Source organism: Verminephrobacter aporrectodeae subsp. tuberculatae (genome assembly GCF_026127385.1).
Classification (GTDB): Bacteria; Pseudomonadota; Gammaproteobacteria; order Burkholderiales; family Burkholderiaceae_C; genus Acidovorax; species Acidovorax aporrectodeae.
In genome coordinates, this window is sequence record NZ_QZCX01000001.1 from 1580479 (window position 1) to 1592861 (window position 12383).

Genomic DNA, 12383 nt, shown 5'->3' on the forward strand with positions numbered 1-12383 from the left:
TTCCCGGCCATGCTTGTCCAGCACATGCGCATCACGTCGTCGCGTGATTCCGAACGCATCGGTGCTTGGCCACGCAGGTCTCGCTCTGCAGCGGGCGGCAAATGGTGTCGGCCAACGACCCGGGCGAATGCAACAGATTACCCAGCGTTCCGTTCATGGTCTTGCAATATCACTTGTAATTGTATTTGCATTGAATGGCACCGCCGCATGAAGTTCCCGCACACACTGCAATGCAGCAGCCGGTACCGGCGTCGCTCACGCCGGCGAGGTTCACGCGGATGGTGTTCTCCCGGGTGCTGACGTTGGCCGTGGGCGTGAATGTCGCCGTCCAGACCGTACGGTCGGCGCTCGCCGTGGGCCAATTAATCGGACGCTCGACCGGACTGCAAGGGCGAGGATTTTATTGCATGCAATTTTCTGCATCATAACGGAATTATTTTCAAAGGAATCTCCCATGACCACACCATACAAATCCCACTCCACGCACGTCACCAGCGTCATCATTCTCCTTGGCGACAATTATCTGACCGTCGGGGAAACCATGACGGTGACTTTCATATTTAACGAAGAGCCGTGGGTGGATGCGCTCGGTCCTGGCTTCACACTTTTGAAACCCGCGAGCGGAAGTCATTCAGGTCCTCCAGAGTCACCCTTCGGCGCTTTGTCCAATTTGCAAAAGGACTCCGACAACGCCCGGATATACACCGCCACGTTCACACCAACTGCGGACGTGAGCAGGCCCGTCGGCCGCATCACCCTGGACCTGACCAAGCTCAAGTATGGCTACGACATGGGCGGGCGACTTGCCGGGGTATTCCAGTCCGCCGAGTACACCGTGGACACCACGCCGCCCGACGCGGTCCTGGACGCGGACAGCGGCAGCGTGGGCCAAGTGTCCGCCGCCTGGCAGCCCGGGACCGACGGCAGCAACGACACCTGGGAGGTGGCGCTGAATGCCCCCGGCGCCGGCGCGACATCGACGAACAACCCGATCAGCGTGAACCTCGCGGGCGTCAACACCCGCGTGCTGGTCAATGGCCTGCGCGATGGCATGCTGTCGCACTTCACGTCCACCGGCGACGGCAGCGTCTGGACCGCGACCCTGAGCGCGCCGACGCGCAACGTCACCTCGTCGAACAACACCTTTCGCGTGAACATGGCCGGCGTGAACGACCGGGCGGGCAACGCGGGCGAGGGGGGGGGTGCCACCGGCGTCAACTACAGCCTCGACGCCGTCGCCGGGCGCCCCAGCCTGCGCATCACGCTGGCCGACAGCACGCTCACCGTGGGCGAGAGCACTACCGTGACCTTCAGCTTCAACGAGGCCGTCACCGGTTTTGACGCCACCGACATCGTGCTCACGAGCGGCAACGGCACGCTGAGCAATCTGGCCGTCGGCGCGGACGGCAAGACCTGGACCGCCACCTTCACGCCCACGGCGAACACCGAGGTCGCGAACAACACCGTCAGCGTGGACCTGGCGGGCGTGCGCAACGCCGCGGGAGTGGCCGGGGTCGGCAGCGCCAGCAGCGCCAACTACGTCGTGGACACCGTGCGGCCCATGCTGCGCAGTCTGGTCATCGATGACCGCCTCCTGGCCGCGAACGAGGAGACCACCGTCACCATCACCTTCTCCCAGGCAATCGATGCAAACAGCTTCACGCTCGATGACCTGGAGATCATCGATTCCCTGACCCAGCGCAACCAGTCGATCAATGGCCTGCGGGGAACGCTGTCGAACCTGCGCACCACGGACGGCGGAACCACGTGGAAGCTCACGCTCCGGTCCCCTTCTGCGGACAACATGCCCGACAACCGCATCGCGATCAAGCTGCGCGACATCGCCGATGCCGCGGGCAACACGGTCGGCGGGGGCAACGTGCCCGGCGACCCGGGGGGGACCTATATAGCCAACGACCAAGCCTACGCCAACGACAGCTCCCCGCCCCAGGTGAGCGGGATCGCCGTCTCGAGCCACAACCTGCGATCCGGCGGCACCCTGGCCATCACCGTCACCTTCAACGAACCGGTGACGGGCTTTAGCCTCGACGACATATACAGCTCCGCCGGCGCCTCCGGTGGCACGATGTCCGGCCTGAACTCCAGCGAAGGCGGAAAGATCTGGAGCATCACCCTCAGCGCCCCGACGTTCCGGACCTCCGTGACCTGGGCCAAGCTGAGCGTCGTGATGGGGGCGGCGCACGGCATCCGCGACCTCGCGGGCAATATGTCCCGCGAAGGCGGGCACTCCGGCGGCTACTACAACGTAGACACCCGCGACCTCGTCACCGCGACCATCACGCTCGCCGACAACCACCTGATGGCCGGTGAAACCACCACCGTCACCATTGTCTTCAACGATCGCGTCAACGGCTTCACGGCAGACGACGTCGTCCTCACGAACGCCAACGGCACGCTGGGCCCGCTCACGGCGAACGCCGACGGCAAGACCTGGACGGCGACCTTCACGCCCACGGCCAACGTCCACAGTGCGCGCAACACGATCAGCGTGAACCTCTTCGGCGTGACCGACGCCGTCAACCCGGCCGACACCACAGGCTTTGGCCAGTCCCACAGCGCCAGCTACAGCGTCAGCACCGTGCGCCCCGGCGCCACGATCACGCTCGGCAGTACCAGCCTCACGATGCGCGAGACCACCACGGTCCGCTTCGCCTTCAGCGAGGCGGTCACGGGCTTCACCGAGCAGGACATCGTGCTCAGCGACGCCAACGGCACGCTGGGCCCGCTCACCGCGGATGCCGACGGCAAGACCTGGACGGCGACCTTCACGCCCACGGCGAACGTGCTGGACGCGAGCAACACCATCCGCGTGAACCTCGCGGGCGTGAGCAACGCCGCAGGCAACACGGGCGAAGGCACGGCCAGCAGCGCCGACTACGCCATCGACACCACGGCCGAGCGCCCCACGGCCATCATCACGCTGGCCGACACCGACCTCCGGATCGACGAAACCACCACCGTCACCATTGTCTTCAACGGTCCCGTGAACGGCTTCACGGCAGACGACGTCGTGCTCAGCGACGCCAACGGCACGCTGGGCCCGCTCACGGGGAATGCACTCAGCACGATCTGGACGGCGACCTTCACGCCCACGCTCAACGTGCAGGACACGAGCAACACCATCCGCGTGAACCTGGCCGGCGTGACCAACCGTGCAGGCCGGGCAGGCTTCGGCAGCGCCACCAGCGTGAACTACCAGATAGACACCATCGAATCCACGCGCCCCAGCGCCAGCATCACGCTGAGCGACAGCGCCCTGAAGATCGGCGAGACGAGCACCGTCACCATCCGCTTCAACGCGCCGGTCCTCGGCTTCACGGCCGACGACGTCGATGCGCCCAACGGCACGCTGGGGCCCCTGGTGGCCGACGCTGACGGCCGCACCTGGAGCGCCACGTTCACCCCGAATGACAATACCGAGAACAGCAGCAACGCCATCCGCGTGAACCTCGCGGGCGTGACCAACACCGTCGGCCGCGCCGGGCTCGGCCACGCCAGCAGCGCCGACTACCAGGTGGACACCACGCGGCCCTCGGTGCGCTCCATCACGCTCGCTGACAGCAAGCTCAGCGGCAACGAAGCGACCACCGTCACCATCGTCTTCTCCGAAGCGCTGGACCGGAGCCTGCCTCCCACGGACGGCAAGGCCTTCACCCTGTCGGACCTCACGATCTTCCCCGCGCCCGGCGGCGGTGGCATCTTCTCCGACCTGCGCAGCGACGACGGCATCACCTGGCAGTGCACCCTCACGGCCCCGCCTGCCGACGGCCGCTCGCCGGGCAGCAACCGCGTCCTGGTGAACCTCTCCGGCGTGACCGATCCGGCGGGCAACCAGGGGGAGGGAAGCGCGTTTTCCGCCCCGTTCAGCTACGACCTCGTGCGCCCCACCGTGCGCATCACGCTGTCCGACACCGATCTCACCGTGGGCGAGAGCGCCTCCGTCACCTTTACCTTCAGCGAGCGCGTGACCGGCTTCACGCTGAACGAAGTCGTGCTCACCAGCGCCAACGGCACGCTGAGCCACTTCACGCCCGACACCGTCGGCAGAAACTGGACCGCGACCTTCACGCCCACGGCGAACATCAGCGCCGCGAACAACACCATCGGCGTGAACCTGAGCCGCGTGCGCGACGACGCGGGCAACGCGGGCGAAGGCCTGGGCAGCAGCGCCAGCTACCAGATCAACACCCTCGACCCCACGCGCCTGAACGCCACCATCACGCTCGCCGACACCCGCCTGACCCCGGGCGAAACCACCACCGTCACCTTCCGCTTCAGCGAGCGCGTGACCGGCTTCACGAGCGCCCACGTCGTGCTCAGCGACGCCAACGGCACGCTCGGCCCGCTCACGGCGGACGCTGACGGAAGAACCTGGAGCGCCACCTTCACGCCCGCGGCGAACGTCGATGACGCGACGAACACCATCCGCGTGAACCTCGCCGGCGCGACCGGCGCCACGGGCCGCGCAGGCGATGGCCACGCCATCAGCACCAACTACAGCGTGCACACCACGCGGCCGGGCGCGAGCATCACGCTGGCCGACACCCAGCTCACGGCCGGCCAAACCACCACCGTCCGCTTTGCCTTCAGCGAAACCGTCAACGGATTCACCGCCGCCGACGTCGTACTCAGCGACGCCAACGGCACGCTCGGCCCGCTCACGGCGAATGCCGACGGCAAAACCTGGAGCGCCACCTTCACCCCCAGGGCGAACACCGAGGACAGCAGCAACACCATCCGCGTGAACCTTGCCGGCGTGAGCAACGCCGCAGGCAACGCCGGCGCAGACCACGCGAGCAGCGCCAACTACCGCGTGGACACCCTGCGGCCCAGCGCCACCATCACGCTCGCCGACACGCGCCTGAGCGCCGGCGAGAGCACCACCGTGACCTTCGCCTTCAGCGAGGCCGTCACCGGCTTTGACGCCAGCGACGTCGTGCTCAGCGAGGCCACCGGCACGCTGGGGCCGCTTGCGGCAGGCAGTGACGGCAAAACCTGGACGGCGACCTTCACGCCAACGGCCAACGTCAACGCCGCAAGCAACCGCATCAGCGTGAACCTCGCGGGCGTTGCCGACGCCGCAGGCAACGCCGGCGTGGGCAACGTCTCCAGCGCCCAGTACAGCGTGCACACCGCGGGCCCCACGGCGAGCATCACGGTGGCCGACGACGCGCTCACCACGGGCGAGACGACGACCGTCAGCTTCACCTTCAACGAACCCGTCACCGGCCTGGACGCCAGCGACGTCGTGCTCAGCGACGCCAACGGCACGCTGGGCCCGATCACGCCGAACGCCGCGCGCACGGTCTGGACGGCCATCTTCACGCCCACGGCCCACGTCAGCGACGCGACGAACACCATCGGCCTGAACCTCGCCGGCGTGCGCAACGACGCGGGCAACGCCGGCACCGGCAACGCCCGCAGCGCCAACTACAGCGTGGACACGCGCGACACCACCGGCCCCACGGCCACCGTCACGCTGGAAGACAGCGCGCTCACCGCGGGCGAGAGCACGACAGTCACCATCCGCTTCAGCGAGCCCGTCAGGGACTTCGACGCGAGCGACATCGTCTACACCCACGGCACGCTGAGCTGGCCCACGGCGAACGCCGAGCGCACGGTCTGGACGGCGACCTTCACGCCCACGGCGAACGTCAACGCCGAGGCGAATACCCTGCGCGTGGACCTCACTGGCGTGCGCGACGACGCGGGCAACGCCGGCGTGGGCAGCGCCAGCAGCAACTACAGCGTGCACACCACGCGGCCCACGGCCACCGTCGTGCTGGCCGACAGCGCGCTCACCGCGGGCGAGAGCACGACCGTCCGCTTTGGCTTCAGCGAACCCGTCACCGGCCTGGACGCGAGCGACATCGTGTGCACGAGCGGCACGCTGAGCGCGCCCACGCCGAACGCCGAGCGCACGGTCTGGACGGCGACCTTCACGCCCGCGGCCAACGTCAGCGCCGGGACGAACACCATCCACCTGGACCTCACGGGCGTGCGCAACGACGCGGGCAACGCCGGGATCGGCAGCGCCAGCAGCACCAACTACAGCGTGGACACCCGGACGGACAGCAGCGGCCCCACGGTCACCATCACGCTGGCCGACACCGCGCTCAGCGCGGGCGAAACGACGACGGTCAGCTTCCGCTTTGACGAGCCCGTGAACGGCTTGGACGCGAGCGACGTCGTGTGCACGAGCGGCACGCTGAGCGCGCCCACGGCGAACGCCGAGCGCACGGTCTGGACGGCGAGCTTCACGCCCACGGCCAACACCAGCGCAGGGGCGAACACCATCCGCGTGGACCTCGCCGGCGTGCGCGACGACGTGGGCAACGCCGGCACCGGCAGCGCCATCAGCGCGAACTACAGCGTGGACACCGAGCGGCCCACGGTGAGCATCGCGCTGGCGGACAGCGCGCTCAGCGCAGGAGAAACGACAAGCGTCAGCTTCCGCTTCAGCGAGCCCGTGAACGGCCTGGACGCGAGCGACATCGTGTGCACGAGCGGCACGCTGAGCGCACCCACGGCGAACGCCGAGCGCACGGTCTGGACATCCACCTTCACGCCAACGGACAACACCAACGCAGCGACGAATACCATCCGCGTGAACCTCGCCAATGTGCGCGACGACGCGGGAAACGCCGGGACCGACGGCACCATCAGCGCCAACTACAGCGTGCACACCACGCGGCCCACAGCGACCGTTGTGCTGGCAGACAGCGCGCTCAGCGCAGGAGAAACGACAAGCGTCAGCTTCCGCTTCAGCGAGCCCGTGAACGGCTTGGACGCCAGCGACATCGTATGCACCAGCGGCACGCTCAGCGCGCCCACGGCGAACGCCGAGCGCACGCTCTGGACGGCCACCTTCACGCCCGCGGCCGACACCACCGCCCCAAGCAATACCATCCGCGTGAACCTCGCCGGCGTCAGCAACGACGCGGGCAACGCCGGCACCGGCAGGGCAGACAGCAGCAACTACAGCGTGGACACCACGCGCCCCACGGCGACCATCGCGCTCGCCAACACCGCGCTCACCGCGGGCCAAACAACGACGGTCAGCATCACCTTCAGCGAGCCCGTCAAAGGCTTTGACGCGAGCGACATCGTGTGCACGGGCGGCACGCTGAGTTGGCCCACGGCGAGCGCCGACCGCACGGTCTGGACGGCGACCCTCACGCCCACGGCGAACACCAACGCCGGGGCGAATACCCTGCGCGTGAACCTCGCCGGCGTGACCGACGCCGCGGGCAACGCCGGGGTTGGCAACGCCGACAGCGCCAACTACAGCGTGCACACCACGCGCCCCACGGCGACCATCACGCTGGCCGACAGCGCGCTCAGCGCGGGCGAAACCACGACCGTCACCCTCCGCTTCAACGAGCCCGTCACCGGCTTGGACGCCAGCGACATCGTGTGCAGCAACGGCACGCTGAGCGCACCCACGGCGAACGCCGAGCGCACGCTCTGGACGGCGACCCTCACGCCCACGGCCAACGTCAGCGCCCCGGCCAATACCCTCCGCCTGAACCTCGCCGGCGTAAGCAACGACGCGGGCAACGCCGGCACCGACAGCGCCCTCAGCGCCAACTACAGCGTGGACACCCGGGCGGACACCACGGGACCCACGGCGACCATCACACTGGCCGACACCGCGCTCAGCGCGGGCGAGACCACGACCGTCAGCTTCCGCTTCAACGAGCCCGTCACCGACTTGGACGCCAGCGACATCGTGTGTCCCAATGGCACGCTGAGCGCGCCCACGGCGAACGCCGAGCGCACGCTCTGGACGGCGACCTTCACGCCAACGGCCAACGCCAACGTTCCAACCAATACCATCCGCGTGAACCTCGCCGGCGTGCGCGACGATGCAGGCAACGCCGGCACGGGCAGCGCCATCAGCACCAACTACAGCGTGGACACCCGGACGGACAGCACGGGACCCACGGCGACCATCACGCTGGCCGACAGCACGCTCAGCGCGGGCGAAACCACGACGGTCACCATTACCTTCAACGAGCCCGTGACCGGCTTGGACGCGAGCGCCATCGTGTGCCCCAGCGGCACGCTGACGACGCCCACGGCGAACGCCGAGCGCACCGTCTGGACGGCGACCCTCACGCCCACGGCGAACACCAACGCCGGGGCGAATACCCTGCGCGTGAACCTCGCTGGCGTGCGCGACGACGCAGGCAACGCCGGAGTCGGCAGCGCCGAAAGCAGCCCCTACAGCGTGCACACCACGCGCCCCACAGCCACCGTCACGCTGGCCGACAGCGCGCTCACCGCGGGCCAGACAACGACGCTCACCATCACCTTCAGCGAGCCCGTGAACGGCTTTGACGCGAGCGACATCGTGTACACCAACGGCACGCTGGGCTGGCCCACGGCGAGCGCCGAGCGCACGGTCTGGACAGCAACCCTCACGCCCACGGCCAACGTCGATGCCGAGGCGAATACCATCCGCGTCAACCTCGCCGGCGTGCGCAACGACGCGGGCAACGCCGGAGTCGACACCGCCTCCAGCACCAACTACAGCGTGCACACCACGCGCCCCACCGCGACCATCGTGCTGGCCGACAGCGCGCTCACCGCGGGCGAAAGCACGACCGTCACCATCACCTTCAACAAACCCGTCAACGGCTTGGACGCGAGCGACATCGTGTGCATGAGCGGCACGCTGAGCGCGCCCACGGCGAACGCCGAGCGCACGGTCTGGACAGCAACCCTCACGCCCACGGCCAACGCCAATGCCGGGGCGAATACCATCCACGTGAACCTCGCCGGCGTGACCGACGACGCAGGCAACACCGGGACCGGAAGCGCCATCAGCGCCAACTACAGCGTGGACACCGTGCGGCTCACTGCCACCATCGCGCTGGCCGACACCGCGCTGACCGCGGGCGAGACCACGACCGTCACCATTACCTTTAACAAACCCGTCAACGGCTTGGACACCAGTGACATCGTGTGTCCCAATGGCACGCTAAGCGCGCCCACGGCGAACGCCGAGCGCACGGTCTGGACAGCAACCCTCACGCCAACGGCGAACGCCAATGCTCCAACCAATACCATCCGCGTCAACCTCGCCGGCGTGACCGACGACGCAGGCAGCGCCGGGACCGGCAGCGCCATCAGCGCCAACTACAGCGTGGACACCCGGACGGACAGCACCGGCCTCACAGCGACCATCACGCTGGCCGACACCGCGCTCACCGTGGGCGAAAGCACGACAGTCACCATCACCTTCAACAAACCCGTCAACGGCTTGGACGCGAGCGACATCGTGTGTCCCAATGGCACGCTAAGCGCGCCCACGGCGAACGCCGAGCGCACGGTCTGGACAGCAACCCTCACGCCAACGGCCAACGCCAATGCCGGGGCGAATACCATCCGCGTCAACCTCGCCGGCGTGACCGACGACGCAGGCACCGCCGGCACTGGCAGCGCCATCAGCACCAACTACAGCGTGGACACCACACGCCCCACGGCGACCATCACGCTGGCCGACACCGCGCTCACCGCGGACAAAACCACAACCGTCACCATCACCTTCAACGAACCCGTGACCGGCTTCGACGCCAGCGACATCGTATGCACGAGCGGCACGCTAAGCCCCCCCACGGCCAACACCGAGCGCACGGTCTGGACGGCGACCCTTGCGCCCACGGCCGACACCAGCGCCCCAGCCAATACCATCCGCGTCAACCTCAGCGGCGTGCGCGACGACGCGGGCAACACCGGCACCGGAAGCGCAGAGAGCGCCAACTACAGCGTGGACACCAAGCGCCCCACGGCGACCATCACGCTGGCTGATACCGCGCTCACCGCGGACAAAACCACAACCGTCACCATCACCTTCAACGAGCCCGTGACCGGCTTCGACGCCAGCGACATCCTGTGCACGAGCGGCACGCTGAGCCCCCCCACGGCCAACACCGAGCGCACGGTCTGGACGGCGACCCTTACGCCCACGGCCGACACCAGCGCCCCAGCCAATACCATCCGCGTCAACCTCAGCGGCGTGCGCGACGACGCGGGCAACGCCGGCACCGGCAGGGCAGAGAGCGCCAACTACAGCGTGGACACCAAGCGCCCCACGGCGACCATCACGCTGGCCGACAGCACACTTACCGCAGGCAAAACCACAACCGTCACCATCAGCTTCAGCGAGCCCGTCACCGGCTTGGACACCAGCGACATCGTGTGCATGAGCGGCACGCTGAGCCCCCCCACGGCCAACGCCGGGCGCACGGTCTGGACAGCGACCTTCACGCCCACAGCCAACGTCAGCGCCCTGGCCAACACCATCCACATAAACCTTGGCGGTGTGATCGACGACACGGGCAATGCCGGTACCGGCAGCGCCAGCAGCGACAACTACTCCGTGGACACCACACGCCCCACGGCCACCATCACGCTGGCCGACAGCGCGCTCACCGTGGGCAAGACCACAACAGTCAGCTTCCGCTTCAGCGAGTCCGTCACCGGTTTTGACACCAGCGACATCGTGTGCCCCAACGGCACGCTAAGTCCGCCAACGGCCAACGCCGGGCGCACAGTCTGGACGGCGACATTCACGCCCACGGCCAACGTCAACGCCCTGGCCAATACCATTCGCGTCAACCTCGCCGGCATAACCGACGACGCAGGCAACACCGGTACCGGCAGCGCAGACAGCGCCAACTACAGCGTGGACACCCGACCGGCAGACACCGCGGGCCCAACAGCCACAGTCACACTGGCCGACACCCACCTGACCATTGGCGACACCACAACAGTCACCTTTGCCTTCAACGAGCCCGTCACCGGCTTCACGCGCGACGACGTCGTGCTCAGCGAGGCCAACGGCACATTCACCGACCCCACGACGAATGACCATGGCAGAACCTGGACGGCGACCTTCACCCCCACGGCCGGCGTCGAGAACAGCAGCAACACCATCAGCGTGAACCAGGAGGGCGTGCGCAACGCCGCAGGCCGCGCCGGCACCGGCCACGCCCATGGCCCCCGCTACCAGATCGACACCCGCGCCCCGGTGCTCGCCAGCGCCACGGTCAACGCCAGCCAGTTGGTGCTGCGCTACACCGAGGGGACCAGCCTGGACGCAACGCATATCCCGCCCACCATGGCCTTCACGGTGCGCGTCGATAACGTGCTCACCGCCGTCACCGCCATCGCGGTAGGCGCGCAGGAAAAGACCGTGAGCCTGACGCTGGCCACCGCTGTCACCAACGGCCAGGCCGTGAGCCTCGCCTACACCGACCCCACGACCGGCAACGATGCCAACGCCATACAGGACGCGGCCGGCAACGACGCAGCCAGTTTCGCGGCCACGCCGGTGGACAACCACACCCCCGCGCCACCGGGTCCGGCTCCGAGCCCGAGCCCGAATCCAGCCCCGAGCCCGAGCCCATCGCCCCCGGAAGGCCCGGCGCCCAAGGACAGCAAGGACACGGACGGCGACAGCATTCCCGACAGCCTCGAAGACCCGACCCCCGGCCTCCCCGGCTCCGACGGCGCAGTCCCCGTGGCCGGCGACGGCAATGGCGACGGCGTCCAGGACGGCACGCAGGCGGCAGTGGGATCGACCAGCGCCAGAGTCCGCGCCACCGCAGAGAGGGCGACCAGCACCCCCGTGACCCTGGTGGCAGGCAGCCAGGACGGCAAGGTCGATCCGGACAGCGGCGCGCGCATCACCCGCCTGGCGCAAGAGGATGCCCCCGCCCAATGGCCCGATGGAATGGAGATGCCCCTCGGGCTGCTCAGCTTCCGGGCGACGCTGGCCGCAGGCCGCAGCAGCGAGAAGTTCAGCCTCTACCTGGACCCCGCGCTGGGCGTCAACGGCTACTGGGTGCAAGACGGCAGCGGCACCTGGGTCAACCTGAGCAGCGCAGCCTACGGCGGCAAGATGGGGAGCGAGGGCGGGCGGCTGCGGCTGGACTTTGAAATCAGCGATGGCGGACCGTTCGACGCCGACGGCCAGGCCAACGGCGCCATTACCGCCCCCGGCGCCCCGGCGCAGATGCAGCTGTCCGTCGTCGGCCTGGCGTCCGATCTGGCGTCCAACGGGTTTTGGCTCTGATCCGCGCGCGGCCCCGGGTCGGGCAATCACCCGGCGCGCGCTCCGCGCATGCGCGCACGGGGCCCCGCGAGCAACCACCCCCGAAATAACCGGAGGCAAAGGGTGCCGGTCAACGCCCCGGGCCCAGGCGACTTGTCCGGTGTCCCGATAAGGACTTTTGCGTGCCTGCGATGGCTGCGGCGCAGCGGGCTGGGCGCAATAAATTACGCACTTTCAATTACGCTTTTGATTGCGGATTGAATTGCATATGTAATTACACATGTAATATCATTTGTAA

General features: G+C 68.0%; 2 protein-coding genes. One reads left to right on the forward strand and one right to left on the reverse strand.

The genetic code is table 11. The features are described 5' to 3' along the window. Positions 1-169: 169 nt before the first annotated feature. The gene (locus D5041_RS22095) at positions 170-367 is read right to left on the reverse strand and encodes an Ig-like domain-containing protein (protein WP_407702248.1); all 198 of its coding nucleotides are present in this window, start codon (positions 365-367) and stop codon (positions 170-172) included. Positions 368-661: 294 nt separating this feature from the next. Here D5041_RS22095 and D5041_RS06815 point away from each other — a divergent pair, with 294 nt between their 5' ends. Continuing rightward, complete coding sequence (locus D5041_RS06815; protein WP_265284164.1) at positions 662-12106, forward strand: Ig-like domain-containing protein; 11445 nt, start codon at positions 662-664, stop codon at positions 12104-12106. The last annotated feature ends 277 nt before the right edge of the window (positions 12107-12383 follow it).